This window comes from Kribbella monticola, assembly GCF_003261635.1.
In the GTDB taxonomy this organism is placed as follows: Bacteria; Actinomycetota; Actinomycetes; order Propionibacteriales; family Kribbellaceae; genus Kribbella; species Kribbella monticola.
This window is the reverse complement of record NZ_QFXK01000027.1, coordinates 389577-416377: the sequence shown is the minus strand read 5'-3', so window position 1 is coordinate 416377 and position 26801 is coordinate 389577. Positions and strand designations below refer to the sequence as shown.

The window sequence follows — 26801 nt, the reverse complement described above, 5'->3', positions numbered from 1 at the left end:
CTCCGGCGGTTACTTCCAGGCGCGAGGTTTGGACGACGCAGGTTTGACCGGGGTGGTGGACTCCCAGACGCGGCGCCAGCGGGCGGCGTCCGGGCCGGACTGTGACGGCGAGGTGCCCGAGGCGACCCGGCGACGGGCCTCCCACCAGGTCGTGGCCTCTTCGTCGAGCAGGGCCGAGACGGCGGCGGAGATCCGTGGCGCGAAGTCGCGGGGACTCTCCCCCTCAGCCGGGTACAGCGGGTCGCCGTACCGTACTGCGACCGTCGGCCGGCCGGGCACGGGCCAGCCGCGGCCGCGTGGCATCGCGGCGAAGGAGCCCTTGATGCCGACCGGGATCACCGGTACGCCGTGCTCGACGGCGATGTAGGCCGCGCCCATCCGGAAGCGTTCCATCCACCCGTCGGGCGAGCGGGTGCCCTCGGGGAAGACGACGACGTTCCAGCCGTCCTCGAGCAGGTCGCCCGGGGTCTGGCTGAGCTTGCCGCCACGACGCTCGATCGGGAACGTGTTGAACATGATCGCCGAGGCGGTCGCCCGCCACCACGTGTCGAAGAAGTAGTCGGCAGCAGCGGCGACCGCGGTCTTGCGGCGCATCGCGTCCGGCAGCGTGCAGAGCACCAGCGGGGTGTCCAGGTGCGACGAGTGGTTCGCCACGATGACGGCCGGGCCGTGCAGCTTGGTCAGCGAGTCGAGCCCGCTCACCTCCGGGTTGACCTCGAACCGCATGACCGCGTTGAGGCCACCCTTCAGGAGCACCTCACGGACCGCGATCGCGGCCGGCGTACGGGCCCAGCGGGTCGGGAAGACCGAGGTCTCCTTGGGGATCACGTACGGCTCGGCCGAGCGCGGGACCTGCGGCCGCCGGCCCCAGCGCCAGCCGCGCGCCACCACCCGGACGTCCCGGGCGGTGTCGCGGCCGAACTTCACCAGGTTCGCGCCCATCAGCGAACGTCCGCGAGCAGGTGCGGCGGGTTGTGCAGGTAGGTGATCGACGGCGACCGGCCGACCGAGTGGCTCACCATCTCCAGCGCGTCCTGCAGCGTCGAGGCGGACCGGAAGCCCATCCGCTCGACCGTCTTGCGGTTCGCGCCGACCCAGACGATGTCGCCGCAGTGGTCCAGCGCGTGGCTGATCCAGTACCACATGTAGAACGGGTGCACGCCGTGGTACGCGTTCGAGGTGCGGTACAGGTGGATGTACCACGGGTCCTCGGCGTACTGCTTCTCGAACTTCGCCTCGATGGTGGCCGGGTCGGTCGACTCCGACAGCACCTCCTCGAAGAAGTCCACGTACGACGGGTGGTGCAACTGGCTGAACTCGTAGTCCACCGGGTGGTACAGGATCACCGCGCCGTCCTTGCGGACGACCGGGTTGCCCCGGTAGGAGTTGAAGTAGTAGCCGAGTCCCATACAGGCGGCCAGGATCGGGTTCATCACCGAGTTCACGTTGTACGGGCCGACGAACGGCACGCCCATGATCGCGACGTCGGACTGCCCCTGCACCTCGACCAGGTGCTGGCGGTGCACCATCTCCAGGGTCTTGTCGTGCACCGGCTCGATCTTGCCGGCGTTGATACCCGTCAGGCCGTAGTGCGACTTGGTCTCGGTGAAGATCTTGTGCCGCAACTTCGCCGGCGCGATGTCCAGCGCGCGCTTGGTGGCCAGGAACGAGGCCTGGTCCTTGATCGACCACTCCCACTCGCGCTTCTGCAGGAACTGCAGCGGGCCGCCGAAGATGTCGTTGTTCAGCGAGGTCTCGATCTGGAACACCTTGACGTGCTGGGTCAGTACCTCGCCCATCCGCCAGGCCGACTCGTGCATCTTGGAGGCCTTGTGGTCCATGAAGGACCGCGAGTGGATCATCGTGTGGCTGTTGTGGTGGTGCTTCAGCGACTTGTACGACGCCAGGCCGATCGACGTCGACTTGTGGCCGCCGTCCATCGCCACCAGGTTCACGTTCACGTAGACGAGCAGGTCGGACTCGGCCGCCCGCTTGGAGATCTCGACGTCCTCGCCGTGCCGGGTCTGCCCCAGGTGGCTCAGGTTGTCGCGGTCCTCGGCGTCGAAGTTGTACAGCTTGCCGTCGGGGTAGAACGACCGGAACACCCGCTCGCCGACGATGTCGCGCAGCTCGTTCGGGGTGAGCCGGCGGTGCAGCGCGTTCGCCGAGATCAGCTCGACGTCGTCGACACCGGCGTCGGCGGCCATCGTCAGCACCGCCTCGATGATGCGCTGCCGGATGTCCGGCTTCTGCATCGGTGGCAGCGGGATCGAGATGTCGTCGAACGCGATCGTCAGCCGCATCCCGGCGTACAGCAGCTCCGGCAGCGGCTCGGACTCGAGCGGGTTCAGCAGCGCGTTCTGGATCGCCTCTTCGACGTCGCGCACCGCCGGCAGCGACTCCGGCGGGTAGATCACCCGGGTGCCCAGCGGGAAGCGCTCCAGTTTGAAGCCTTCACCGTTGTGCACGAGCAGCGGCGGCGTCCGGTCGTCCACCTCAAGCACAAACCCTGGCCGAGACATGTCAGAACCTCTCTCGTCGTACGTTCAGCGGCCCATCAAGCGGCGCCCTCATGAGGCCCTCACATCGAATGCGACCTTGACGGTTCCCAACCGGCCGGCGGACTGCGCGTGGTCCAGCGCCTCACGCCACCGGTACAGCGGATAACGTGCCCCGACGATCCCGTCCAGCGGGGCCTTCGCGGCGATCTCCAGCGCGGTCTCGAAGGCGGGCCGGTCGTTCGGCTCTCCCCGCGAGGACGCGTACGTGCCGGTCAGCTCCAGCTCGCGGAACCACACCGGCGACAGGTCGGCACCGGTGGACGGCATGCCCGCGAGCACGACCCGGCCACCGGCCTTGGTCACCCGCAGCACGGTGTCGATCGATTCCTTGCTGCCGACGGCGTCGACGGCGACATCGACCCCGCCGAGCAGGAACTCCTTGGCGCTCATCTCCGGCTTGAGCCGGAACGCGCCGGTGGCCCGGCGGACGCCGCGGAAGACCTCGTCGGGCGCGACCACGTCGCTGGCGCCGAACGCCCGGGCCAGCTCGCGCTGCCTGGCGTGCTTGGCGACGACGGTGATCCGGCCTGCCTGGGTCAGCTCACGCAAGGCCAGCGTCGCGAACAGCCCGACCGCGCCGGCACCGCTGACCAGGACCGACTGTCCCGGCTCGATCTTGGCCCGCATCGCCGTGTGCACAGCGCCCGCGAGCGGCTCGGTCAGAACGGCTCGCTCGTCCGAAAGACCGTCCGGTACGGCGTACAGCTGGCTTCGGTGGGCGACCATCACGTTGCCCCATCCGCCCCCGGTGTCGGAGCAGAAGCCGGTCTGCAGGCCGGGCGCGAGGTGGCCGACCGTGATCCGGTCGCACAGGTTGGTGTGGCCGGAGGCGCAGCCGTCACAGGGCTCGACGCCGCGAGCCGCGCAGGTGAGCACCGAATCCATCACGACCCGGGTGCCCTTCGGCAGGTCCTCGCAGTCGTCGAGCAACTCACCGACGATCTCGTGGCCGGGGACGAACGGCAGCGACACCAGCGCGGAGAAGTACAGCTTGGTGTGGCCGGTGACCATGCCGAGGTCGGAGCCGCAGATGCCGGACAGGATCGGCCGGATCCGCGCCCAGCCCTCCTTGTCGGCCTTCGGCTCGTTGATCGTGACGAGGCGGAGCGGGGCCGCCGGGCCGGTCAGCAGCGAGGGGATGCGGCTCCCCATCGCCTTCGCCGCCAGGAACTTGGCAGGCGACCGGTACATCTCCAGTGCGAGCATCATCGGGCGTTCACCCCGGGAATCTCCAGACGCGATGAGGTGGCGGGCGTCTTCCAGTCGACGATCTGCCAGCGCGCGGCCCGGGCGGCCCGGAACAGCGAGACGTCCGGCGAGACCGCGACCGGGTTGCCGACCGTGGTCAGCATCGGCAGATCCGAGTGGCTGTCGGCGTACGCGTAGGACTTCGACAGGTCGATGTTCGTCCCGCGGGCGCGGTGCTTGATCCAGGCGGCTCGGGACTCACCGACCAGTGGCGGGCCGGTGAGGAAGCCGGTGCAGCGGCCGCGGTCGTCGACGGCCAGTTCGGCGGCGACGATCTCGTCGAACAGCGGCTCGAGCGGCCTGGTCAGCGGCCGGACCGCGCCGGTGATCAGGATCGTCCGGTGCCCGGCCGCCTTGTGCTCGCGAATCCGCCGGACGGCCGCGCCGCTGAGGCGTTCCAGCACGTGCTCGGCCAGCACCTCGTCGACGATCCGGTTCAGCTCTTCCAGGTCGGCGCCCTCGTAGCGGCGGTAGATCGTGCGCAGGAAGGTGCCGCGGTCCTTGCGTTCGGCGGAGATCAGCTTCGGCAGCTTGCGCAGCATCGCGCCGATCTCACCGACCCGCTGGTGGCTGTCCAGCTCGGGCAGCCGCATCCACAGGTAGGTCTCGATCACGTTCGAGGACAGCAGCGTGCCGTCCATGTCGAACGCGGCGATGATCTCGGCGTCGTCGGAAGGCGTGACCTTCTTCAGCACACCGGCGGACTCGGCCAGCGCCTTGTTCCGCTTCTTCCGTACGACGTCCAGCCTGCGCAGCGAATCCGTCACGCTCGGGCAGTGCACCTCTTGGAGGTAGTGCTGCCAGTCGACGATCGAGGTGTCGCACCAGAACTTCTCCCGGTCGTCGCCTTCGAGCGCGTTGTGCAGCGCGAGCACGTTGTCGTCGATGAACTGCAGCTCTGCCTGCGCGTACTCGGCGTACAGGTCCATGTAGCGGCGCAGGAAGTCGAGTCGCCGCTTCTGCACGTCGAGCTCACGCGCGTACTTGCGGGTGCGCTCGCTGCGTGGCACGTGGGTGATGATCTGGTCGGCGATCTTGTGCGCCTTCTCGCCGTACCGCAGCATGCTCTCGACCGAGTCGCCGCCCGGGAACTTCCACACCGGCAGCCGGACCGCGCCGCGCTCGCCCAGATCGAAGGGGTGCTTGGAGAAGTACGCCCGGACGCCGGCGTACAGCTGCTCGAAGGTCAGCGGGTTCCGGGCGCCGGAGCTGACGTGGTAGTACTCCGGCTTGTTCAGCTCGGGCTCGGTCGCCATCACCGCGCAGATCGCGCCGACCACGTGGTCGACCGGGATGATCTCGACGACGGAATCGGGGCTGGCCGGGAACTCCGGCAGCTCGCCGCGGCCGTAGGCCAGGATCAGCGGCTCGGCCATCTTGAAGCCCTCGATCCAGCCCGGGTGCGGGCTCTGCACCGCGGACTCGATGATCGCCGGCCGGACGATCGAGGTCGGCAGCTTGGCGGCGAACTCCTCCACCACCCGCTCGCCGAGTGCCTTGGTGAACGTGTAGCAGTCGGTCCAGCCGAGGCTGCGGGCCCGCTCGGTCCCGGTCTCGACCAGCTTCTTCGCGACCCATTCGGTCCGGCGGCGCTCGGTGTCGGCCGCCGCGGTCAGGTGACCGGCCCGGCGGTGCAGCTTCTCCGACTCCTTACGGAACTTGGTCAGCATCGCCGCGCTGCGCGACGCCTCCTCGATCCGGGCCTTCATGGCCATTCCGGCTTCGGCCTCGGTACGCCAGTCGACGTTGTGATCGACCGGCGCCTCCGGGATCGCGCCCCGGCGGCGTCCCGCGGTGTAGGCGGTCGAGATGTGCACGTAGTGCACCGGACGCTCGGTCTCGACGATGCGCTCGAGCAGGCTCTTGGTGCCGAGCACGTTGGTGGTGAACGCCTCGTGGATCGGCGGGTCGAAGCTGACGTCACCGGCACAGTGCACGACGATGTCGAGATCCCGCGGCAACGCCGGTACGTCGGACAGGTCGCCCTCGACCACCTCGACGCGGGCGGCGGTGAGCGCATCCGCGTCGGCGTACGGGGTGCCTTCGCCGTAGAACGGCTTGAAGATGTCCTTCTTCAGCATCTGCGCCATCCGCGCGGTGCCGGTGAGCGACCCCTTCGGGCGGATGATCGCGACCACGGTGGTGTCCGGCAGTTCGCCGATCATCCGGTGCAGCAGGGCCTCACCGACGAAGCCGGTGACGCCGGTGACCAGGACCTTCTTGCCTGCCAGCTTGTCGGCAAGACTCACTTGTCGCCTCCACGGGTGAGTTCGAGCGCCTCGGTCAGGGTGAACGCGCCGGCGTACAGGGCCTTGCCGACGATCACGCCCTCGACTCCTTGCGGGACCAGCGTGCTGAGCGCGGCCAGGTCGGCCAGGCTGGAGACGCCACCGGAGGCGACGATCGGCTTCTCGGTGCGCTCGCACAGGTCGCGGTACAGGTCCAGGTTGGGCCCCTGGAGCATGCCGTCCTTGGTCACGTCGGTGACGACGTACCGCTCGCAGCCGGCCCGTTCGAGCCGCTCGAGCACCTCGTAGAGGTCGCCGCCCTCCTTGGTCCAACCGCGCGCAGCCAGGGTGCGGCCGCGCACGTCGAGCCCGATCGCGACCCGGTCGCCGTACTGCTGCACGATCCGGTCGCACCACTCGGGGTTCTCCAGGGCGGCGGTGCCGATGTTGACCCGCCGGGCGCCGGTGGCCAGCGCGGCCTCAAGGGACTCGTCGTCGCGGATGCCTCCGGACAACTCGACCTGTACGTCGAGCTTGCCGGTCACCTCGGCGAGCAGTTCCCGGTTGCTGCCGCGGCCGAAGGCGGCGTCCAGGTCGACCAGATGGATCCAGTCGGCACCGGCGTCCTGCCAGGCCATCGCGGCGGCCAGCGGGTCGCCGTACGAGGTCTCGCTCCCGGCCTCGCCCTGCACCAGCCGGACAGCCTGCCCGTCCGCCACATCGACGGCAGGGAGCAGCACCAAAGTCTCTGACATGGCCCACACCCTAGATGGGGCTGATGAGGGTTTCGTAACCAGATGGCTCGCTGAGTCGTTGAGATCCGATCTGTCGCAGCAATACCAGTCAGGCCACTGGTCTACGGTCGACGGAGGACCAGGAGCGCCGCCGGGATGGGTGGCAACTCGCGGTCGGGATCGGCCGCTGCGGCCTCTTCGAAGGCGGTGAAGCCGGACTCGAGCTCGTCGGTGGGGAGATGCTCGAAGGTGGAGTAGGCGCGGTGTTTCACCCGTTCGTACGACGCTCGCAAGGTGCCCGGGGTCTCCGCCTGGATCCACTGCGGTTCGGCTGCGGGGACCAGCCCGGCCTCGGCCGCCAGAGTCCGGACTTCCTCGAACGGGAGGTACATCTCGGCGTCGACCGTTCGCGCGGACGGGAAGTAGCGGTACCAGTGCAGCTCCGGCATCCGGTCGCTGAACTGGCTCCGGAGCAACACCACGCCGCCGGGCCGGAGGACTCGCACGAGCTCTCGCAGGCCGCGTGCCTTGTCGGGGAAGTGGTGGAACGACAGGAACATCAACGCAGCATCGCACGATGCATCCGGAAGTGGGATCGCCTCGGCTGAGCCGTCGAGGTAGGTCACGTTCGGGTGCGACGCGGTGGTGGTGGCGATCTCGCGCATCCGGGCCGACGGCTCCACGCCGTACACAGGGCCGCCGAAGGTGTCCGCCAGGGCCGGTGTGAATCGGCCGATCCCGCTGCCTAGGTCCAGCACGGTCAGCGGTCGCTTGGCCGGCACCTCTGCGGCGAACGTCTGCATCCAGACCGTCAGGCTGCTCGGCTCCAACGCCCGCCCAGCGGCGTACACGCGGTGCAGCCGGTCGTCGTAGTCCACCATCCCCAGACGATAGATCGTCAGCGGTTGGCGGTGATCGGTGGGCGGTAGCCGGTGCCGGCCTGGATGGTTGCGGCTTCGGTCGCCCAGCGTTCCGCGTCGTCGGGGCGGCCGGCTTGGCGGCTGGTCTCGGCGAGGAGCAGGAGGGCTCGGCATTCGACGATTCGCTGGCGTAGTTGCGCGGCGAGCTCCCGGGCTTGCTGTCCCAGCTCGAACGCTTCGGCCAACTCCTTCCGGCCCAGCGCCACCGACGCGAGCCCCAGGAGCGCCTCGGCCTCTCGGGCCCGATGACCGAGCCGTACTGCGATGTCGCGCGCCTCGGCGTGATGCCGCGCGGCTTCGTCCCACCGACCCTGACGGCCGTAGATGACGCCGAGCACGTTGAGTGCCGACGCCTCGTGGAACTCCAGCCCGTCGCGATGACTGATCGCCAACCCCGCCTCCGCGTGCGCCATGGCCTCGTCGTACCGGCCCAGATCGGCGTACAGCAAGGCGGTCTCGTACTGACCCGGCGCCGACGGCCGCTCCTCCATCGAAAGCGCTGTGGTCATGTCGGCCTCCGCGCGATCCGACTCCCCCAGCAGCCGGTACGCCGCGCCGCGGTTGAGCCGGCCGATCACCCCGGCGTAGCCGTCCGGAGCGATCTCGAGCGCCTCCGAGGCCGCCGCCACCGCCGCATCGAGGTCACCGAGGTTGTGCGAGACGTTGCTCAGGCTGTGCAAGGCCGGCCACAGACTGCCGATCCGGCCGAGCGAGCGGAAGGCGCGGATCCCCCGCATCAGGAACTCGGCGGCCTGCACCGATTCGCCGTGGTCGTCGTAGGCCATCCCGAGGTTGCAAAGCAGCGCTGCCTCGCCCAGACCGAAGCCCGCCTCGGCATACGCCTCACAGGCAGCGGCCGATTCGGTGATCGCGACCTCCACCTCGCCGACGGTGAAGGCCAGCCCACCGAGGCTGTGCCGCATCGCACCTTCACCGTCACGATCGCCGGCCGCTAGAGCGGCACGCAGTCCGGCCGTCGCAGCCTGCCGCCAGGGGCCGACCCGATCGTTGATGGAGAAGTAGTGCCGCAGTACGTCGGCCAACCGCCAGGCGACGCCGTACGGGCCGGAGTCGGCGGCCTTGGAGATGGAGGCGACCAGGTTCTGCTCTTCGGCCTCGAGCCAGGCGCCCGCCTGGGCCGCGTCGGTGAACGGGTTCTCCTCGAAGATCCGCTCGGTGAGCCGCACGAGAGGGCTGTACTCGAATTCGGTGGCCGCATCGGTCGTGCGCAGGTACCACTCGATCAGCCGCTGCCAGGCCGCGTCGGTGCCGGGCTCGACCTCCGCGCGGCCGGCGGCGTACAGGCGGATCAGGTCGTGCATGCGATAGCGGCTGCGCTCGCGCTGGAGAAGGTTGACCGAGGCAAGCATTTCCAGAAGAGGCCCGACTTCACGCGGCGAGCCGTCGAACAGTGCCGCAGCGCCCGGCACGCTCAGGTCGCCGCCGGGAACGACGCCCAGCAAGGCGAAAAGCCGTCTTGCCTCAGGCGCCAAAGCCTCATAGGACAAGGCGAATGCGGCCGCGACCGCGGTGTCCGGCTCGTCGCCGATCGCCAACCCTGCCAGCCGATCACCCGCCCGGAGCTCTTCGACGTAGCCCGCGATCGACTGGTCCGGGCGACCGGACAGCAGACCTGCGGCGATGCGCAGGGCGAGCGGAAGTCGATCACAGACCTCCGCCAGTTCCGCGGCCGCCGACGGCTCGGCCGCGACTCGTTCGGCACCGAGCATGCCGGCCAGCAGGTCGATCGCCTCGGCCGGATCGAGCATCGTCAACCGCGTACCCCGCGCGCCGACCGAGACCGACAGCCCGGCCAACTCGTTGCGACTCGTCACCAGTACTGCGTTTCCCGCAGTCCCCGGCAGCAGCGGCTTCACCTGTCGCGCGTCACGCGCATCGTCCAGCAGCAGCAGGACTCTGCGGTCGGCCAGCGTGGATCGGAGCAGCGCGGCGCGACGATCGAGGTCGGCCGGCAGTTCGTACGGGTCGACGCCGGCCAAGCTGAGCAGTTCACCGAGAACCTCCAGTGGCTCCCTCGGCGAGTTGCCCGCACCGGCCAGCCGGACATGCCACTGCCCGTCCGGGAAGTGGGCCCGTAGGCGATGACCGATGTGGACCGCGAGTGCCGACTTCCCGACCCCGGGCGCGCCGGAGATGGTCACGACCGGCATCGCCGAGGCCTCCGACAACCGCTCGGTGAGCTCGGTGATCACCTCCGAGCGACCGACGAAGTCGCTCAGGTCCATCGGCAACTGGGCATGCCTCGCCCAGGCGTCGACCGGCTCCTCGATCGGCTTCGTCGCCTGGGTGGGCACCTCGCCGGTCAGGATCGCCTGGTGGAGCTGACGAACCTCGGTACCGGGATCGACTCCGAGCTCCTCGGCAAGCAGGGCCGCCAACCGCCGGTACGCCGCGAGCGCGTCCGCTTGCCGACCGCCGCGGTACAGGGCGAGCATCAACTGCGACCAGAAGCGTTCCCGCAGGGGGTGTTCCCTGGTGAGTCCGGTCAGGTCCGCGACGACCGCCGAGTGGTCGCCGATCGTCAGGCGCGCGTCGATCAGTCGCTCGATCGCCTGCAGGCGTTCCTCGATCAGCCACGGCCTGCCTTCGAGCGACTCCGTGCCGAGGCCTGTCAGCGGCACGTCCTGCCACAGGTCGAGTGCCTCGCCGAGAAGGGCCACGCGTTGCAGCGGATCGTCGGTTGCTCCGGCCCGGTCCACCAGGGCGCGGAACTTCGCGAGGTCCAGCTGATCCGGTTCGAGCTCGATCAGGTAGCCGCCGGGCACTGTACGGATCAGCTCGCCGACCGGGCCGAGGGCCGCCCGCAGCCGGGAGAGAGCGGTGTGCAGCGCACGTTCGGGGCCGGCCGGTGGCTCACCGGCCCAGATGGCCTGGATCAGCTGCCCGGGCGGCACCACGCGGTTGGCGTTGATCAGCAGTTCGGTGAGCAGCGCGCGGAGCCGCTTGGCCGGCAACGCCAGCACCGAACCGTCGTGACGCACCTCGGTCGGCCCGAGGACCCGAAATCGCAGGCCTTCCATATCTGTCGCCCCACCCGCCTCTCACTCGTCACAGCGGGCCAACCGTACTCGGGAGCGCAACGATGACCGTCCGGGCGGTGCGGAGCTGAGACGGGTCAGGCGAAGAAGACGTCGTACGCGAGCCGGAGGATCAAGGCGGCCACGACGACCAGGAAGACGATCCGGACGAAGCGGCTGCCCTTGGCCACGGCGGTCCGGGCGCCGAGCAGGCCGCCGAGCAGATTGGCCAGGCCCATGATCAGGCCGAGTCGCCACAGCGGCGCGCCGTGCAGGGCGAACACGACGATGGCGCCGAGGTTGGTCGCCACGTTCGCGATCTTCGCCTTGGCGCTGGCGCGGAGGAAGTTGTATCCCATCAGCCCGACCAGCGCGAAGATCAGGAACGAGCCGGTGCCCGGCCCGACCGCGCCGTCGTAGAAGCCGATCAGGGCGCCGACCAGACCGGCCGCGACGTAATGGCTGTGTCCGTCGAACCGCAGGATGGTCGCCGAGCCGAGGTCGGGTTTCAGCCAGGTGTAGATCGCCACCCCGATCAGCAGCACCAGCACGATCGGCTTGAACCACGCCATCGGGATCCGCGTCGCGACCAGCGCTCCCCCGGCCGCGGCCAGCCCGGCCAGTCCCGCCAGCGGCAGCACGGTACGCCGGTCCGGCTTCACCTTGATGCCGTAGGTGATCGCGCTCGTCGTCGTACCGAACAGCGACGAGATCTTGTTGGTGGACAGGATCTGCGCGGGCGAGGCGTTCGGCAGGCCGAGCAGCATCGCGGGCAACTGGATCAGCCCACCACCGCCGACCACCGCATCGATCCAGCCGGCCGAGAAGGCCGCGACCACCAGGAAGACGACGGTCCAGAGCGAGACATCAGGCACGGTACGACCACACGGATCGGGCGGAACTGGGCATGGCCCCCATGCTCAGGTAAACCCATGCTCCAGCTCAACCCTTACATCACCGATCGGTCGGTCAGGGCCTCGGCGTACAGCCGCCGGCGGTGCTGGTGATGCATTCGCTGAAGAACGGCGCGGTGATGATGGCGTCCAGCGAGCCGTAGGTCTTGATGTACCGGCCGGTGCACTTCGGGGTCATCTGGTACTGGTAGATGGCGTAGCGGTGATACTCCGCCTTGGCCTCCACGTAGCCGTACCGCTTGCCCGGCACGTTCATCGGGTCCGTCACCGTGGTGCCCCGGGCGATCGACGTGGTGACGTCGCGGCCGATCTTCGCCTCGACCTTCGCGATTCCCCAACCCACACTGCCACCGGCCGACGCCGACCAGGTCGTCGACTTGGTGGAAGTGGTCGACAGGGTGAAGGTCAGTGACGCCGTACTGCTGCTCGCGTTGTACTTCCCGGCGCGCGTCGCGATCGGCACGTACCAGGTACTGCCGAGCGGCTCGACGACGTCGTAGTTGAAGACGTCGCACCCCGCCATCGCCGGTCCCGAGCTCGCCACGAACGCCGTCAGGCTTCCCGCCAGGACGGTGAACACCATGGCCGCCGCGCGGCTCTTCGATCCGATCCTCATTGCGCATCCTTTCCCCAGTAGCAGTGTGGGACCACTGCCCTGCGAAAGATGCTGTCAGCAACGATCAGTACCCGACAGGTACAACCCGTACAGTCCGGCCGTACAAAGATTTGTACGGGTAGCTGCCGGGTCAGGAAACTGGAGAGGGGCCGCAGGCTCGTTGCCTGCGGCCCCTCTCGCCAGGGTCAGCCTCGTACTGCGGAGACCAAGTGGTCGACGACCTCGGCGAGGGGGACGTCGACCCGGGTGTTGGAGCGGCGGTCCTTCACCTCGACGACACCGTCGGTCAAGCCCTTGCCGACGACCGCGATGGTCGGCACACCGAGCAGCTCGGCGTCCTTGAACTTCACGCCGGCGGTGACCTTCTCGCGGTCGTCGTACAACACGGTCAGGCCGCGCGCCTCGAGCTCGGCCGCGATCTTGGCCGCGGCCTCGAACGGAGCGGAGTCCTTGCCGGTGGCGACCAGGTGGATGTCGGCCGGCGCGATCTCACGCGGCCAGATCAGCCCGAGTTCGTCGTGGTTCCCCTCGGCGATCGCGGCCACCGCGCGAGTCACGCCGACACCGTACGAGCCCATCGTGACGGTGACCAGCTTGCCGTTCTGGTCGAGCACCTTCAGGTCCAGCGCCTCGGCGTACTTCTTGCCGAGCTGGAAGATGTGCCCCATCTCGATCCCCCGGGCCGACGACAGCGGACCGGATCCGTCCGGCGCCTCGTCCCCGTCACGCACCTCGGCGGCCTGAATCGTGCCGTCGGCGGTGAAGTCGCGGCCGTACACCAGGTTGAGGACGTGGAAGCCGGTCTTGTCCGCACCGGTCACCCAGGCCGAACCCTCGGCGATCCGGGGATCGAGCAGGTACCGGATCTTCGAGGTGTTCTCCGCGCCGAGCACGCCCGGCCCGATGTAGCCCTTGGCGAGCTCGGGGTGCTTGGCGAAGTCGGCTTCCTCGAAGGCCACCACCTCGGCCGGCTCCACCTGCGCGCCGAGCCGCTTCTCGTCGATCGCGCGGTCGCCGGGCACGCCGATCGCCAGCGGCTCGCGGCTGCCGTCGGGGTTCACCAGCATCACCAGCACGTTCTTCAAGGTGTCCGCGGCGGTCCACTCGCGACCGTCGGTGCGGGGGTGCTTGGCGTTGAGCGCGTCCACCAGGGTGTCGATGGTCGGGGTGTCCGGGGTGTCGACGACCTCGGCCGCGGGCACGCCGGACGCGTCGACCGGCGCGGCCTGCGACACGACGACGGCCTCGACGTTGGCGGCGTAACCACCGGGCGAGCGGACGAAGGTGTCCTCACCGTTCTCCGCGATCGCCAGGAACTCCTCCGACGCCGACCCGCCCATCGCGCCGGACATCGCCTTGACGATCACGTAGTCGAACCCGAGCCGGTCGAAGATCGCGATGTAGGCCTTGCGATGCAGCTCGTACGACGCCTGCAGGCCGTCCTGATCGATGTCGAACGAGTACGAGTCCTTCATCACGAACTCGCGCCCGCGCAGCACACCCGCACGCGGGCGGGCCTCGTCGCGGTACTTGTTCTGGATCTGGTAGATCGACAGCGGGAGGTCCTTGTACGACGAGTAGAGGTCCTTCACCACCAGGGTGAACATCTCCTCGTGGGTCGGCCCGAGCAGCATGTCGGCGCCCTTGCGGTCCTTGAGCCGGAACAGGTTCGGCCCGTACTCCGTCCAGCGGCCGGTCGCCTCGTAGGGCTCGCGGGGCAGCAGCGCCGGGAAGACCAGTTCCTGCGCGCCGATCTTGTTCATCTCGTCGCGGACGATGTTCTCGACGTTGCGCAGCACGCGCAGGCCGAGCGGCAGCCAGGTGTAGATCCCGGGCGCGGCCCGGCGGATGTAGCCGGCCCGGACGAGCAGCCGGTGGCTCGGGACCTCCGCGTCCGCCGGGTCCTCGCGAAGGGTGCGGAGGAACAGCGACGACATGCGCAGAATCACGGGAGTCTCCAAGCAGGTGCAGAAAATGGAATACAACTACTGACGGCAAAGAGGATATCCGCCCGCGGCCGGTCCTCTCACCAGTTTTCCACAGGCACCGCCGGCGGCTCCGTCTCAGCGGCCTTCGCGCGACGCCTTCAGAGCGGCCCGGATCAACGGCAGCTGCAACGGCAGCCGGCCGAACCCGATCGCCCGCGCCCGCGGCGTACCCACCTTGTTCAGATCCACCGCCATCTGCACATTCGCTGGAAAAACAGCCACCAGCAACGCGGCACTGAGCAACCCGGCCGTCCGCCGAGTGCGCGGGTGCACGAGCCCGGCGGCACAGGCCAACTCGGCCACCCCGGAGGCGTAAACCAGTTCCCTCTTCCGCGGCAACCCGCGCGGCACGATCCGCTCGAACGGCTCCGGCCGAACGAAGTGCATCACGCCCGACACCCCGAACAACACAGCCAACCCGGTCGTACTCCTGCTGCGACGCCTCATGCGAGCACCCTAGCCGACCGGGTTACTCGCAGGTAGGGTCCGGTACGGCGAGGCGGCGGCCTGGGCGGCGTACAGGAAGGCGCCCTTGTTCTTGGGCCAGAAGGTGGAGTCCAAGCAGGAGTACGCCGGGAAGAAGCCGCCGCAGGAGCCCGAGTCGGGGCCGACCTCGAAGGTGTACGACGGGACGCCGCGGGTGCCGTAGAGCCAGTCGTCGGTGGCACCCGGCGCGAAGTACCCGACGCCGCCGTCGCCGGTGCTCACCGGGTAGCCGTTGAACCCGCTCAGCTTCTTGCCCAAGGCAACCAAGGCGGTCTTGTCCGGCGCGTCGGTGTTGGTGTACCCGTACGGCGCGAGGATGTCGTTCCCGAAGCTGTGCAGGGTCAGGAACACCCCGGTCGTCCCGGCCGCGGCCGGCTGATCGACGTCGCCCTTGGTGTCGCGGAAGATCTTGTCCAGCAACCCCTGGATCGCGATCGTCTCGGGCTCGGACACCGCCTTCGTGCCCGGGTACGTCTCTTCGCACGGCCGGCCCTCGTGGACGTCCCATTGGAAGCTGGAGTTGCGGTTCAGGTCCACCCCGGCATCGCCGGCTGGGCAGTCACCCGTCGTACTGTCCACGTTCTTTCGCTGCAGCACCGGTTGCGACGGCGACGAGGCGACCACGTCGACGCCGTCCGGGTTCGCCATCGGGATCACCCAGAGCTCCCGCGAGTCGACCAGCGACGTGATCGCCGGGTCCTTGCCGTACGACGTCACGAGCAGGTCGATCCAGCGATACGCGAGTTCGCCGGTCGCCAGTTCGCGCGCGTGGATCTGGGCGTGCAGGACGAACTTCGGCTTCTTCCCCGTACTGTTCAGCGCACAGTCGCCGGTGGTCAGCTTGGTGATGCACAAGGCCTGGATGTCGTGCCCACCTTGCCCTTTCGCCTTCTGCCACGAGTCCCCGATGTCGTACAGCTTCACCAGGTCCGGATGCGCGGCGGCCACTGCGGCATTGTGCTGCTCATGGCCGAGCACGTTGTGGTAGCCGCCGTAGTACGTCGTACTGGTGGTGCCGGCGCCGCGTACCAGCGGCTGGTAGACGCTGCCGCTCTTGCCGAGCAGTACGCCTCGGTCGCGCAAGCTCTTGGCTTCCACAGGGGTCGCGACCACGATCGGGCGAGTGCCGTGGCCGTGACTGATGTCGTAGCCGTCACGGACGAGCTGGGCGATGGTCAGCCCGGCTGGGAGCTTCAGCGTGTAGTACGCCGGGGCGCTGTCGACCTGGGCCACCGGTTCATGCGCTGGCGCGGCCGCACTGCCAGGGGCGAACCCGGCGACCGCAAGGGCGACTGCGGCCAGGCCGGCCAAGGACGTGGCGATTCTTCGCATGGGTGTTTCCTTCCGCTGGGCGGGGCGGCGCCCGAACAGCAAACCCCACCAGCAGTCACCACACCATCACAGTGAGCGCTCAAGCTCAGAACAGGATCGTCGCGAAGGTCTCCACGGTCCGGAAGCCGACTCGTTCGTACGCCGCTCGTGCCGGGGTGTTGAAGGCGTTCACGTACAGCGTCACGACCGGGGTGAGCTGCCGGGCGAGTTCCACCACGGCGGCCATACCCGGCGCGGCCAGCCCTTCGCCGCGCCGCTCGGGGTCGACCCAGACCCCCTGGATCTGGCAGACACCGGTTCCGACGGACCCGATCTCGGCCTTGAAGACCACCTTGCCGTCCTCGATCCGCGCGAACGCCCGGCCGGTCCGGATCAACTCGGCCACCCGGGACCGGTAGAAGGTGCCGTCCGGCCCGGTCTGCGGCGGTACGCCGACCTCTTCGGTGTACATCGCCACGCAGGCCGGATAGAGGATCGGCAACTCGACCGGCTCCACCGCGCGGACCAGCGGATCGGGGGTGATCACCGGCGGCCCGTCGATCACCATGAACGGCTGGTCGTCGCGGACCTCGCGAGCCGGCCCCCAGTGCGGTTCGAGCGCTTCCCACAACACCTCGACCGCGCGGGCCGGGCCGAGGATCTGGAAGCAGTTGCGTCCACGCCGCAAGGCATAGGCGGCGAACGCCCGGAGCGCGGCCTCGCCGGCGCCGACCGGGACCATGTTGCCGCCGGCATGGCAGAGCGCCTCGAGCACGCCCTTCTCGACGTACCCCCAGACCTCCGCGCCGCGGCGCGGATCGAGTCCGGACGTCTGCACCAGACTGTCCACGAAGACGTTCACGACCGGATCGCGGGCGATGACGGCCCTCGCTGCTGAGAGGTCGCGAGGACCCAGTACCCGTACGCCCACGGGGCAGAACCTAGCGGATTCCCGCCGTTCAGGCGTGCAACGGGTCGTGCGCCGCCGCGATTCGCCGCAACGGAGAGGTCCAGGCGACCACGACGGCCACCACGCCGCCGACGCCCATCAGCACCATCCCGGACCGGATCCCGAGCCAGCTGCCGAGCACGCCACCGACGACCGAGCCGCCGGTCCAGCCGACTCCCCAGGACAACATCCGGCCGGCCGTGTTCACCCGGCCGAGCAGCTGCTCCGGCGTCACCTGCTGCCGGTAGGAGACCGCGTTGACGATCACCAGCACGTACGCCGAACCCCAGACCAGCAAGGCGATCGCGGCCAGTTCCCAGTTCGGCATCAGCGGACTGACGATCCCGAGTGCGGCCGACACCGGGATGGCATAGAGCGTGACGGCGGCCGGCGGCATCCGCTTCAACAGCCTGGGCAGCCCGAGCGCCGCGATCAGTCCGCCGATCCCCCACGTCCCGTAGACGAGGCCGAACCGGATCCCCGACGTACCGACGTGCAGCACGCGGTCGCACCACACCACCATCAGCGCCATGAACCCGCCGCCGGCGAACGACTGCAGGCTGCCGACGATCGTCATCGTCCGCACCCCGGCGTGCCGGAACAGGAAGCGCAGCCCTTCGGCGATGTCCGCGAACACCACCCGCGGCCGCAACGGCCGCTGTCCGGTCCGTGGCTCGGACATCGCCCGGACGATGCCTCCGATCGCGACAGCCGACGCCGCGAAGCTCAACGCGTCGATGCTGAGCAGGCTGGCCGGATTCATCACGGCCAGCAGAACGGCAGCCAGCGGTGGGACGAACAGCTCGATCAAACTCGACGCCGTCCACACCGCCGCGTTCGCCTGCGCCACCCGCTCTCGCCCGACCAGCACCGGCAGTGCGCCGAAGTTGGCGCCGTCGAAGAACGTGAACACCGTCTGGACGATGAACCCCACCACCAGCACCTGCGCGACGGTGAGGACCCCGGCCAGGTACGCGAGCGGGACCGAACCGATCACCACCGTGTTGATCAGATCGGCCGACACCATCACCCGGCGCCGGTTCCATCGGTCCGCGAGAGCCCCGGCGAACAACCCGACCAGCAGGTACGGCGCAGCCTCCAACGCGGTGACCAGCGCGGTGAGGAACGGCGATCCGCTCAGCCGGTAGACCAGCACCGGCAGCGCGATCGCGGTCACCATCGACCCGGTCAACGACGACGAGCGCGCCAGCCAGTACCGCCGGAAGTCTGGATCGTCGCGCAGTCGGAGCGGCATGTCGGTGATCATCGGGCCTCGAGCCCACTTGAAGTCAACCCGTGCACCACGACGGTCTGCCCGTCCGGATCCGCAACGATGAGACGGTCCGCTTCCCGCCGTACTTCGTACCCGCCACCCGCCACCCGCTCGGCGACCGCCCCGAGCTCCTCGGTCGTGTCCAAATCGATCCGTACGGCGAAGGCGTCGGCGGGCGACCCGTAGTACACGGACTGACCACCGCCGAGCACCGCCAGGAACCGCTCCCACTCGGCCTCGTCGGCTCCGGTGAGCCGGGGCTTCACCGACCATCGCGGATCCGGGGCGCCGTCGTGGACCTTGTAACCGTAGAGATCCTCGGCGCGCTCGTCGAACCAGATCTGTACGCCGCCGGACGGGGTCACCGAGAGCACCCGCCCGTACGCCTCGTCCCAGATGGTGGCGTCCTCGTACCCCGCGGCGATCAGCCGGTCCTTCAAATCGTCGATGTCGTCGGCCTCGAACGACAGCGTCGTGTGACCTGGGGCGGCACCCATCGCGGAGGCCGCCGAGTCGTGCAGGGCGACCATCCCCCGGCCGCCGATCATGTCCACCCAGCCGCCGCGCTCCGACTCGATCCGCGACCGCAGGCCCAGCAACTCCAGGAACTCCCACATCGCCGCCAAGTCGGCGCTGAACCTCAACGGACGGATCAGGATGTCGTTCATCCGCGTGCCTCCCCATGCTTGTCCAGGTAGTCGGCCAGCGCCTGCTCGACCAGCGCCGACAGACTCACCCCGTCGTCGATGGCCTTGTGCTTCACCCGCCGGATCAGCTCCGGCGGCAGATACACGTTGAACTGCGCCTTCTTGGCAGCCTCTGCACTCATGTCTAGGATGCTAGCATTCTAGGTAGCTACCAAACAAGAAGGCGTGACACCGTCCGGGTGTCACGCCTTCACTGGGTCCGACGGCAGCTTCAGACGGCGGCCAGGAGCGCGTCGTCGAGTTCCTTCAGGAGTTTGGCCTTCGGGCGGGCGCCGACGACCGACCAGATCAGCTCGCCGCGGTGGAACAGCATCAGCGTCGGCAGCGCCATCACCCGGTACCGCGAGGAGATCTCCGGGTTCTCGTCGGAGTTCAGCTTCACCACCGTGAGCTGGTCCTTCCGCTCGACCGCGATCTGAGCCAGGATCGGCACGATCTGGTGGCACGGCGGGCACCATTGCGCCCAGAAGTCGACCAGTACCGGCTTGTCTCCCGCCAGCACCACCTGGTCGAAGTTCGTGGTGTCGACTATCTGCAGATCCGTCATGGTGCCCTTGTCCTCCAGCTCTCGGCATCGGCAAGGAGGTCGGTCAGCCTGGCCCGCAGCTCGGTCAGTTCGGCGATCCGCCGGTCCACCTCGGCGATCCGGGTCCGGTACGCCGTCAGCGACGCCGGGCAGACGTCCGCCCGGTCGTTTCCGGCCCGCAGGCACTCGATGAACGGGTAGGTCTGTTCCGCGGTCAGCCCGAGCGACAGCAACGCCTTGACCTCGCGGACCACCGCGACGTCCTCGGCACGGTAGGTCCGGTACCCGTTGGGTTCGCGGCCGGGCTTGAGCAGCCCCTGCGATTCGTAGTACCGGACCGCCTTGACCGTCACGCCGGCCTCGGCCGCCAGATCGCTGATGTGCATCCCGCCTCCTCGACACCGACGCTAAACCCTGCCCTTGGGGTCAAGGTCAAGCCAGAATAGCGGGCATGTATCTCGGCAAGTTCGTCCACGATTCCGGCCTCGACCTGACCGCGCCCACGCTCGAACGGGTCGCCGTGCGCGGCGTGCTCTTCCGCGGCTCGCAGTTGCTGCTGCTCCGCTCGCGGCACGGCGACTACAAGTTCCCGGGCGGTGGAGTGGAGAGCGGCGAGACGATGACCGCGGCGCTGCAGCGTGAGTTCGTCGAGGAGTGTGGGCTGCGCGAGGTGGAGGTCGGGCTGGCAGTCGGACTGACTGTGGAGTATCTGCGGGCGGCTGAACCGGAGTACGCGGTCTTCAAGATGACCTCGCACTACTTCTACTGCTCAGGCGGGGTGACCGGTGGTTCGCAGGCGCTCGAGGACTACGAGAGCGAGCTGGAACTGACTCCTGAATGGGTCAGTGTCGCCGACGCGCTCGCCGCGAACGAGGCGGTCGCGGAGAGCGGCATCGGCGTACAGCGGTGGCTACCGCGCGAGACCCAGGTCCTCTCCCACTTGAGCTCGAACCCAGTCGCCTAGCACCTTGGCGCTCGTGTCCACCAACGCCGGCCAATCCATCGCAGCTTCGTCGGCAGTGTCCGACACGTGCTTCACCAGCCGCACCGGTACGCCGTACTCACGGCAGGCGAACGCGACGCCATAGCCCTCCATGTCGACCAGGTCCGCCCGCTCGGCCAACCGATCCCGTACTGCGGGGTCGGTCACGAACACGTCGCCCGACGCGAGCACCGTCCCGTCGCCGCCGCCGATCGTCAACGACTCCTGCGGATCAAGCCCGATCGCCCGCACCGCATCGGCGTTGATGTCGTGGTTGATCACCTCGCTCGGCAGGTAAAGCCCTGACATCCCGTCGCGCAACGCACCCGTGGTCCCGATGTTCAACACCACGAGCTCGGCGGTGTCCCTTGCCGCCAGAGCCTTGGCGGTCGCCACCGCAGCCGCCGTCTTCCCCACACCAGTCAGCACAACGGAGATGCCTTTCGGCACATACTTCGCTTCCCCCGCAATCGCACTAACCACCAGATATCGGGTCACCAGCCAAGGCTAGTAGCTCAAAGCGACCCCTTCGGAACGACCCACTCCGTCGGCTGTCCGGTGACCTTGGCAATCCGGTCGTAGTCGTCGTCGTAATGCAGGACGGTAAGCCCGGCCAGTTCCGCCGTGGCGGCAATGATCAGGTCCGGCAACGCGAAGTGGCGATGCTGACTCAACCGAGCAAGTTCCCGATGCACCACCAGCGCCCGATCCATCGCCTCGGTCGTCACGTCGATCCACCGCTGCCCGTGCACCGCACTCCAAAGGAGCTCATAACGCCGCGGATCGGGAGCGTTGTTCAAATACTCCAAGGCGGTCATCTGACATGCGGCGAGGCGACCTTCGATCAGGAGAGCCTGGAACCTCCGCTGCACCTCAGGCGAGCGCCCCTGGTAGACGAAGACCGAAGTGTCCGCCAGGTACGCCTGGCCGGTCATCATGCGCTGCGATTCTCTCGCGCGCGATCAGCCAAGCCCTCCAGATCGCGACCGCCGCCGTACCGCCACGCGGTCTCCGAGCCGGAGAAGTCCATCGGCACGGAAGCGAAGATCTCCGCAATCTCCCGCGCGCGCTTCTTCAGCGCGAACTGCTCGAGGGCAGCGTTGATGGTCGCCACCTTGGTCTCAGTGCCGAGTTCCTCCCGGGCGGCATCAAGCCACTCGTCGTTGACGTCCACCGAGATGCGTGTCATGAACGCAAGCTTACACCAGAGTCACCTCTTCGGACGCACCAAACTGATGAGCTAGATAGCACCAAGTAAAGGTCGCGCACGGCACCAACCACTGCGCGGCGGTTGTTCCATATCAACCTGGCGGAGGAAAGGGCCCAGGCGTTGTCCGCCTGCCGACGCACGGCGGTCCGGGTGGTCGGGGCGCTGCTGTGGAGTGCGGCGCTCGGATGTTGGCACTGCCCGTACCGCAATCCCAGCCGCAACGTAGGAGCAGCGTCTGGGACAGGAGTCCGCGACGCAGGCGCGAGCTGATGGCCTAGGAGTTTGCGCAGGAGCAAGCGTGGGCGGGCTGCAACCTCGCACCCAACCAACCCGTGCCACCGCCGCAGTCGCGACGCAGGAGCCGCGTTCAGGGTGGGAGCACGCGACGCAGGAGCCGCGTTCAGGGTGGGAGCACGCGACGCAGGAGCCAGCGTGGGCGGGCTGCAACGCCGACCACCCACCCGCACCACCGCCTCAGCCGCGACGCAGGAGCAGGCGTCCCCGGGGTGGGAGCCCGCGACGTAGGAGCAGGCGTCCCCGGGGTGGGAGCCCGCGACGTAGGAGCAGGCGTCCCCGGGGTGGGAGCCCGCGACGTAGGAGCAGGCGTCCCCGGGGTGGGAGCCCGCGACGTAGGAGCGGGCGTGGGCGGGCGTAGTACTAGCTGACTGTGACTGTGGGCTCGCCGCTGGCTGCGGACTCGCCCATTTCTTCGGCGATGCGCAGCGCCTCTTCGATCAACGTCTCGACGATCTTCGACTCGGGGACGGTTTTGATGACCTCGCCCTTGACGAAGATCTGGCCCTTGCCGTTGCCGGAGGCAACACCGAGGTCGGCCTCGCGGGCCTCGCCGGGGCCGTTCACGACGCAGCCCATCACGGCGACGCGGAGCGGGACCTCCATGCCCTCCAGGCCGGCGGTGACCTGCTCGGCCAGGGTGTAGACGTCGACCTGGGCGCGCCCGCAGGACGGGCAGGAGACGATCTCGAGCTTGCGCTCGCGCAGGTTCAGCGACTGCAGGATCTGCAGGCCGACCTTGACCTCCTCGACCGGCGGCGCGGACAGCGAGACGCGGATGGTGTCGCCGATCCCCTTCGACAGCAGCGCACCGAAGGCAACGGCCGACTTGATCGTGCCCTGGAACGCCGGGCCTGCCTCGGTCACGCCGAGGTGCAGCGGCCAGTCCCCCGCCTCGGAGAGCAACTCGTAGGCGCGCACCATCACGACCGGGTCGTTGTGCTTGACCGAGATCTTGAAGTCGTGGAAGTCGTGCTCCTCGAACAGCGACGCCTCCCAGACGGCCGACTCGACCAGCGCCTCGGGCGTCGCCCGGCCGTACTTCTGCAGCAGCCGCGGGTCGAGCGAGCCGGCGTTGACGCCGATCCGGATCGAGGTGCCGTGGTCCTTCGCGGCGGCCGCGATCTCCTTGACCTGGTCGTCGAACTTGCGGATGTTGCCCGGGTTCACCCGGACGGCGGCGCAGCCGGCCTCGATCGCCGCGAACACGTACTTGGGCTGGAAGTGGATGTCCGCGATCACCGGGATCTGCGAGTGCCTGGCGATCTCCGGCAGCGCGTCGGCGTCGTCCTGCGACGGGCAGGCGACCCGGACGATGTCGCAACCGGCCGCGGTCAGCTCGGCGATCTGCTGCAGCGTGGTGTTGACGTCCGAGGTGAGCGTCGTCGTCATCGACTGCACCGACACCGGCGCGTCGCCACCGACCAGCACCTTGCCGACCTTGATCTGGCGGGTCTTGCGGCGCGGGGCGAGGGTGGGCGGCGGCAGCGCGGGCATGCCCAGGGAGATACTCATTTGTCCTTTGTCCGTTGAGAAATTGTCGGTTGCGGGATCATCCGTTGAACAGCTTGATCGGGTTGACGATGTCGGCGATGACTAGCAGCACGCCCATCACCACGATGAAACTGGCCGCGACGTAGGCGATCGGCAGCAGCTTGGCGACATCGACGTACCCCGGGTCCGGCCGGTGGAACAGCTTGGCGAACCCGCGCCGGATGCCTTCCCAGATGGCGCCGACCATGTGGCCGCCGTCCAGGGGCAGCAGCGGGATGAAGTTGAAGAGCGCGAGGAAGAGGTTCAGCGAGGCGAGCAGCGAGACCAGGAAGGCGATCCGCTCGCCACCGGTCAACTGGTTGTTCGAGGCAACCTCACCGGCGACCCGGCTCGCACCGACGACGCTCATCGGGCTGTCGGCGTCCCGGTCGCCGCCGACGATCGACTTCGCGACGCCGACCAGCTTCGACGGGAAGTGCCCGAGCGCCTTCACGGTCGCGACGCTCAGCTCGCCCATCTTGTCGACGACGAAACCGAAGTTCTGCCGCTCCACCTTCATCTCCGGCGACACCCCGAGGAAGCCGACCGAGACGATCCTGTCGGAGCCGGCCTTGTCGACGACCTGGTTGAGAATCGTGCTGGTGTGCAAGGTGGTCTGCTGACCGTTGCGCTCGACAACGATCGTGGCCGGCTTGTCGGTGTTCGCGCGGATCAGCGGGGTGAGGTCGTCCCAGCTCTTGATCGCCGTACCGTTGAAGGACACGATCTTGTCGCCGACCTGGAAGCCGGCGGTCTTGGCCGGCGACACCTTGTCGCCCGGCTGACACTTGCGATCCGCCGAGGCCTGCGAGGCGGGGACCACACAGTCGGTCACGGTGGAGACCGTGGTCTGCGCGACATTGGCGCCGTAGAACATGAACAGCCCGGCGAACAGGAAGAACGCGATCAGCACGTTCACCAGCGGCCCGGACGCCATCACGATCAGCTTCTTCCACCACACCTTCTGGTAGAACAGCCGGCCGTCGTCCTCGGGCGCGATCGTCTCGTACTCCGCGGAGCGCGCGTTCTCCACCATCGACTGGATCGGGCCCGTGTTCGCCTTCCGCACCTTCGTAGGATCCTGCCCCTTCGCGGGCGGCATCATCCCGATGATGCGGACGTACCCACCGGCGGGGATCAGTTTGAAGCCGTACTCCGTCTCGCCGCGCTTGGTGGACCAGACCGTCCGGCCGAAGCCGACGAAGAACTGGGTCACCTTCATGCCGAACGCCTTCGCGGGCAGCATGTGGCCCATCTCGTGCAGGGCGACCGACGCCAGGATGCCGACGACGAACAGCACGATCCCGATGAGGGTGAGGAGTGCGCTCATGCCTGTGTGATCTCCTGGCGCTGGTCGGTGGCGGCGGTCAGTTCACGGGCCCTGGTCCGCGCCCAGGTGTCCGCGGCGAGCACGTCGTCGATGGATAGTTCCTCGTACGAGGGTACGTCGTGTTCGGTCACAATCCGGGCCACGGTGTCGACGATCCCCAGGAACGGCAGCCGCCCCTCGCGGAACGCCTCCACACAGACCTCGTTGGCGGCATTCAGTACTGCGGGCGCCGTACCGCCGCGCTCCCCCGCTTCCCGGGCCAGTTGCACCGCCGGGAATGCCTCGTCGTCGAGCGGCTCGAACTCCCAACTGGCCGCGGTGGTCCAGTCGCACGACGGCGCGGCGTCCGGAATCCGGTCGGGCCAGCCGAGTGCGAGGGCGATCGGCAACCGCATATCGGGCGGTGAGGCCTGGACGACGGTGGAGCCGTCGATGAACTCGACCATCGAGTGCACGATCGACTGCGGGTGCACCACCACGTCGATCCGGTCCATCGGGAGCCCATAGAGCAGGTGGGCCTCGATCACCTCCAGGCCTTTGTTGACCAGGTTCGCCGAGTTGATCGTGATCACCGGCCCCATGTCCCAGGTCGGATGGTTGAGCGCCTGCTCCGGTGTGACGTCGGCCATCTCGGCCCGCGACCGACCGCGGAACGGCCCTCCGCTCGCGGTCACCAACAACCGGCGTACCTCGTCGGCTGTACCACTGCGTAGACACTGGGCGATCGCGCTGTGCTCGGAGTCCACCGGCACGATCTGCCCCGGCTTGACTCGCTTGACGACGAGCGGACCGCCGATGACCAGCGATTCCTTGTTGGCGAGCGCCAACGTCGTACCAGCGTCCAGTGCGGCCAGTGTCGGTCGCAGCCCGACCGAGCCGGTGATGCCGTTCAGTACGACGTCACACGCCATCCCGGCGAGCTCGGTGGAGGCGTCCGGCCCGGTGAGAATCTTGGGGATCCGGAAGTCGCCCTGCGCGTAACCGCGGCGCTGCGCCTCGGCGTAGAAGGCCAACTGGAGGTCCTGGGCGACCGTCGCCTTCGCGACGCCGACCACCTCGACCTCGAACTCCAGCGCCTGCTGGGCGAGCAACCCGACGTTGTCACCGCCGGCCGAGATGGCCAGCACCCGGAACCTGTCGCGGTTGCGGCCGATCAGCTCGAGTGCCTGGGTCCCGACCGAGCCGGTCGAGCCGAGGATGACGACGGTACGCGGATTCACGTCGGTCATTGTCCCAGGTAAGCGGTGATCGCGGCGATTCGCCGTACTGCGGTTGTGGCGATTCGCCGTACTGCGAAGGCCCGGTGGCGGCGCTACCTTTGCTCCCATGAGTTTGGAGCAGCCGCCGCCCGAGCATCGGGCCTCTGACCACGACCGCGAACAGGCCGCCTCGGTGGTGCAGGAAGCCCACAGCGACGGCCGGCTCGATTTCCAGGAACTGGACGAGCGGCTGACCCAGATCTACTCCGCCAAGACCCAGCTGGAGCTACGGACGGCGACCGCCGACCTGGTCCCGCTCCCGCACGGCAGCAACTCCGCCGAGCTGGTGATTCGCGGGAAGCACAGCGCGCAGAAGCGCGAGGGTGCCTGGCAGGTGCCCGAGCGGGTGGTCGCGGTCGGCGAACACTCCTCGATCCGGCTGGACTTCACCGACGCGGTGGTCCGGTGGCGGGAGATTCACGTGGACGCGCGGATCAAGCACAGCTCGGTGGTGATGATCGTGCCGGCGGGCTGGAGCATCACCATGGACGAGATCGACATGGTGCACGGCACAGCGTCCAACAAGGCCGGTGCGCCGGCGCCCGGCGGCGTACGGCTGCGCGTGACCGGCGAGGCGCGCCACGGGAGCATCGTCGTACGGCATCCGCGCAAGCGTCGCTGGTGGTGGCCCTGGTACCGCAAGTAGCGGTGAGCAGTGCCACACGGGCTTGTGGATATCTGAAAGCACGGCCGG

26 protein-coding genes are annotated in these 26801 nt (G+C 68.5%); 2 read left to right on the top strand and 24 right to left on the bottom strand.

Annotated elements, in window-relative coordinates; genetic code table 11:
• Positions 1–9 precede the first annotated feature (9 nt).
• The 18 genes from DIZ26_RS12930 to DIZ26_RS12845 form a co-directional block, all read right to left on the bottom strand.
• Positions 10–942, bottom strand: a complete 933-nt coding sequence (locus tag DIZ26_RS12930; RefSeq protein WP_112240763.1) for a lysophospholipid acyltransferase family protein — start codon at positions 940–942, stop codon at positions 10–12.
• Positions 942–2522 carry a lactate racemase domain-containing protein gene (locus tag DIZ26_RS12925; RefSeq protein WP_112240761.1) on the bottom strand — a complete coding sequence of 527 codons (1581 nt, stop codon included), beginning with the start codon at positions 2520–2522 and terminating at the stop codon, positions 942–944. The genes DIZ26_RS12930 and DIZ26_RS12925 overlap by 1 nt, the downstream gene beginning before the upstream one ends.
• A 48-nt stretch (positions 2523–2570) precedes the next feature.
• Positions 2571–3770 (bottom strand): zinc-dependent alcohol dehydrogenase, encoded by a 1200-nt coding sequence (locus DIZ26_RS12920; protein WP_112240759.1) that lies wholly within the window; start codon positions 3768–3770, stop codon positions 2571–2573.
• A complete protein-coding gene (locus tag DIZ26_RS12915; protein ID WP_112240757.1) occupies positions 3767–6058 on the bottom strand; it encodes an HAD-IB family hydrolase in 2292 nt (763 codons plus the stop codon). Before DIZ26_RS12915 ends, DIZ26_RS12920 begins: the two co-directional genes overlap by 4 nt.
• Positions 6055–6792, bottom strand: coding sequence for a bifunctional 1-(5-phosphoribosyl)-5-((5-phosphoribosylamino)methylideneamino)imidazole-4-carboxamide isomerase/phosphoribosylanthranilate isomerase PriA (priA, locus tag DIZ26_RS12910; RefSeq protein ID WP_112240755.1), 738 nt, complete (start codon positions 6790–6792; stop codon positions 6055–6057). Before priA ends, DIZ26_RS12915 begins: the two co-directional genes overlap by 4 nt.
• Positions 6793–6893: 101 nt before the next feature.
• Entirely contained in the window at positions 6894–7652 is a 759-nt protein-coding gene (locus DIZ26_RS12905; protein WP_112240753.1) for a class I SAM-dependent methyltransferase, read from the bottom strand.
• Positions 7653–7669: 17 nt separating this feature from the next.
• Complete coding sequence (locus tag DIZ26_RS12900) at positions 7670–10732, bottom strand: AfsR/SARP family transcriptional regulator (protein ID WP_112240751.1); 3063 nt, start codon at positions 10730–10732, stop codon at positions 7670–7672.
• A 95-nt stretch (positions 10733–10827) separates the two neighbouring features.
• The gene (locus tag DIZ26_RS12895) at positions 10828–11604 is read right to left on the bottom strand and encodes a sulfite exporter TauE/SafE family protein (protein ID WP_112240749.1); all 777 of its coding nucleotides are present in this window, start codon (positions 11602–11604) and stop codon (positions 10828–10830) included.
• 94 nt (positions 11605–11698) lie between these two features.
• Entirely contained in the window at positions 11699–12259 is a 561-nt protein-coding gene (locus DIZ26_RS12890) for a hypothetical protein (RefSeq protein ID WP_112240747.1), read from the bottom strand.
• Positions 12260–12444: 185 nt separating this feature from the next.
• Complete coding sequence (locus DIZ26_RS12885) at positions 12445–14208, bottom strand: proline--tRNA ligase (RefSeq protein ID WP_198676060.1); 1764 nt, start codon at positions 14206–14208, stop codon at positions 12445–12447.
• 114 nt (positions 14209–14322) lie between these two features.
• On the bottom strand, positions 14323–14694 hold the full coding sequence (locus tag DIZ26_RS12880) for a DoxX family protein (protein WP_112240743.1): 372 nt from the start codon (positions 14692–14694) through the stop codon (positions 14323–14325).
• Between the two features lie 9 nt (positions 14695–14703).
• On the bottom strand, positions 14704–16065 hold the full coding sequence (locus DIZ26_RS12875) for a M14 family zinc carboxypeptidase (protein WP_112240741.1): 1362 nt from the start codon (positions 16063–16065) through the stop codon (positions 14704–14706).
• Between the two features lie 85 nt (positions 16066–16150).
• A complete protein-coding gene (locus DIZ26_RS12870; protein WP_112240739.1) occupies positions 16151–16975 on the bottom strand; it encodes a GNAT family N-acetyltransferase in 825 nt (274 codons plus the stop codon).
• Positions 16976–17003: 28 nt separating this feature from the next.
• Positions 17004–18248, bottom strand: a complete 1245-nt coding sequence (locus DIZ26_RS12865) for an MFS transporter (RefSeq protein WP_157979694.1) — start codon at positions 18246–18248, stop codon at positions 17004–17006.
• A gap of 8 nt (positions 18249–18256) precedes the next feature.
• Positions 18257–18934, bottom strand: coding sequence for a VOC family protein (locus tag DIZ26_RS12860; RefSeq protein WP_112240735.1), 678 nt, complete (start codon positions 18932–18934; stop codon positions 18257–18259).
• Positions 18931–19095, bottom strand: a complete 165-nt coding sequence (locus DIZ26_RS12855; protein ID WP_112240733.1) for a ribbon-helix-helix domain-containing protein — start codon at positions 19093–19095, stop codon at positions 18931–18933. Before DIZ26_RS12855 ends, DIZ26_RS12860 begins: the two co-directional genes overlap by 4 nt.
• Positions 19096–19184: 89 nt before the next feature.
• A complete protein-coding gene (gene trxA / locus DIZ26_RS12850) occupies positions 19185–19520 on the bottom strand; it encodes a thioredoxin (protein ID WP_112240731.1) in 336 nt (111 codons plus the stop codon).
• Positions 19517–19885, bottom strand: a complete 369-nt coding sequence (locus DIZ26_RS12845) for a MerR family transcriptional regulator (RefSeq protein WP_112240729.1) — start codon at positions 19883–19885, stop codon at positions 19517–19519. Before DIZ26_RS12845 ends, trxA begins: the two co-directional genes overlap by 4 nt.
• 65 nt (positions 19886–19950) lie before the next feature.
• Here DIZ26_RS12845 and DIZ26_RS12840 point away from each other — a divergent pair, with 65 nt between their 5' ends.
• On the top strand, positions 19951–20463 hold the full coding sequence (locus tag DIZ26_RS12840) for an NUDIX domain-containing protein (RefSeq protein WP_112240728.1): 513 nt from the start codon (positions 19951–19953) through the stop codon (positions 20461–20463).
• Here DIZ26_RS12840 and DIZ26_RS12835 read toward each other — a convergent pair.
• The 6 genes from DIZ26_RS12835 to dxr form a co-directional block, all read right to left on the bottom strand.
• Positions 20410–20979: a nucleosidase gene (locus tag DIZ26_RS12835; RefSeq protein WP_112240726.1), complete on the bottom strand. Its 570-nt coding sequence runs from the start codon at positions 20977–20979 to the stop codon at positions 20410–20412. The genes DIZ26_RS12840 and DIZ26_RS12835 overlap by 54 nt on opposite strands.
• A 17-nt stretch (positions 20980–20996) precedes the next feature.
• On the bottom strand, positions 20997–21419 hold the full coding sequence (locus DIZ26_RS12830; RefSeq protein ID WP_112240721.1) for a PIN domain nuclease: 423 nt from the start codon (positions 21417–21419) through the stop codon (positions 20997–20999).
• Complete coding sequence (locus tag DIZ26_RS12825; protein WP_112240719.1) at positions 21416–21670, bottom strand: DUF2191 domain-containing protein; 255 nt, start codon at positions 21668–21670, stop codon at positions 21416–21418. Before DIZ26_RS12825 ends, DIZ26_RS12830 begins: the two co-directional genes overlap by 4 nt.
• Before the next feature lie 678 nt (positions 21671–22348).
• Positions 22349–23500, bottom strand: a complete 1152-nt coding sequence (gene ispG / locus DIZ26_RS12820; protein WP_112240717.1) for a flavodoxin-dependent (E)-4-hydroxy-3-methylbut-2-enyl-diphosphate synthase — start codon at positions 23498–23500, stop codon at positions 22349–22351.
• Positions 23501–23537: 37 nt separating this feature from the next.
• Positions 23538–24848 carry a M50 family metallopeptidase gene (locus DIZ26_RS12815; RefSeq protein WP_112240715.1) on the bottom strand — a complete coding sequence of 437 codons (1311 nt, stop codon included), beginning with the start codon at positions 24846–24848 and terminating at the stop codon, positions 23538–23540.
• Positions 24845–26077, bottom strand: a complete 1233-nt coding sequence (gene dxr, locus DIZ26_RS12810) for a 1-deoxy-D-xylulose-5-phosphate reductoisomerase (RefSeq protein WP_198676059.1) — start codon at positions 26075–26077, stop codon at positions 24845–24847. The genes DIZ26_RS12815 and dxr overlap by 4 nt, the downstream gene beginning before the upstream one ends.
• A gap of 97 nt (positions 26078–26174) precedes the next feature.
• Between dxr and DIZ26_RS12805 the strand changes: the two genes are divergently transcribed.
• Complete coding sequence (locus DIZ26_RS12805; RefSeq protein ID WP_112240713.1) at positions 26175–26753, top strand: DUF1707 SHOCT-like domain-containing protein; 579 nt, start codon at positions 26175–26177, stop codon at positions 26751–26753.
• Positions 26754–26801 lie beyond the last annotated feature (48 nt).

Bases quoted from the DNA above. Each gene is read 5' to 3' on its own strand.
- DIZ26_RS12890 (WP_112240747.1), bottom strand. From the start codon at position 12,259: ATGAGGATCGGATCGAAGAGCCGCGCGGCGGCCATGGTGTTCACCGTC.
- priA (WP_112240755.1), bottom strand. From the start codon at position 6,792: ATGTCAGAGACTTTGGTGCTGCTCCCTGCCGTCGATGTGGCGGACGGG.
- DIZ26_RS12925 (WP_112240761.1), bottom strand. From the start codon at position 2,522: ATGTCTCGGCCAGGGTTTGTGCTTGAGGTGGACGACCGGACGCCGCCG.
- DIZ26_RS12930 (WP_112240763.1), bottom strand. From the start codon at position 942: ATGGGCGCGAACCTGGTGAAGTTCGGCCGCGACACCGCCCGGGACGTC.
- DIZ26_RS12905 (WP_112240753.1), bottom strand. From the start codon at position 7,652: ATGGTGGACTACGACGACCGGCTGCACCGCGTGTACGCCGCTGGGCGG.
- DIZ26_RS12830 (WP_112240721.1), bottom strand. From the start codon at position 21,419: ATGATGACCGGCCAGGCGTACCTGGCGGACACTTCGGTCTTCGTCTAC.
- DIZ26_RS12880 (WP_112240743.1), bottom strand. From the start codon at position 14,694: ATGAGGCGTCGCAGCAGGAGTACGACCGGGTTGGCTGTGTTGTTCGGG.
- DIZ26_RS12855 (WP_112240733.1), bottom strand. From the start codon at position 19,095: ATGAGTGCAGAGGCTGCCAAGAAGGCGCAGTTCAACGTGTATCTGCCG.
- DIZ26_RS12825 (WP_112240719.1), bottom strand. From the start codon at position 21,670: ATGACACGCATCTCGGTGGACGTCAACGACGAGTGGCTTGATGCCGCC.
- DIZ26_RS12860 (WP_112240735.1), bottom strand. From the start codon at position 18,934: ATGAACGACATCCTGATCCGTCCGTTGAGGTTCAGCGCCGACTTGGCG.
- DIZ26_RS12875 (WP_112240741.1), bottom strand. From the start codon at position 16,065: ATGCGAAGAATCGCCACGTCCTTGGCCGGCCTGGCCGCAGTCGCCCTT.
- ispG (WP_112240717.1), bottom strand. From the start codon at position 23,500: ATGAGTATCTCCCTGGGCATGCCCGCGCTGCCGCCGCCCACCCTCGCC.
- DIZ26_RS12900 (WP_112240751.1), bottom strand. From the start codon at position 10,732: ATGGAAGGCCTGCGATTTCGGGTCCTCGGGCCGACCGAGGTGCGTCAC.
- dxr (WP_198676059.1), bottom strand. From the start codon at position 26,077: ATGACCGACGTGAATCCGCGTACCGTCGTCATCCTCGGCTCGACCGGC.
- DIZ26_RS12845 (WP_112240729.1), bottom strand. From the start codon at position 19,885: ATGCACATCAGCGATCTGGCGGCCGAGGCCGGCGTGACGGTCAAGGCG.
- DIZ26_RS12865 (WP_157979694.1), bottom strand. From the start codon at position 18,248: ATGCCGCTCCGACTGCGCGACGATCCAGACTTCCGGCGGTACTGGCTG.
- DIZ26_RS12805 (WP_112240713.1), top strand. From the start codon at position 26,175: ATGAGTTTGGAGCAGCCGCCGCCCGAGCATCGGGCCTCTGACCACGAC.
- DIZ26_RS12920 (WP_112240759.1), bottom strand. From the start codon at position 3,770: ATGATGCTCGCACTGGAGATGTACCGGTCGCCTGCCAAGTTCCTGGCG.
- DIZ26_RS12840 (WP_112240728.1), top strand. From the start codon at position 19,951: ATGTATCTCGGCAAGTTCGTCCACGATTCCGGCCTCGACCTGACCGCG.
- trxA (WP_112240731.1), bottom strand. From the start codon at position 19,520: ATGACGGATCTGCAGATAGTCGACACCACGAACTTCGACCAGGTGGTG.
- DIZ26_RS12815 (WP_112240715.1), bottom strand. From the start codon at position 24,848: ATGAGCGCACTCCTCACCCTCATCGGGATCGTGCTGTTCGTCGTCGGC.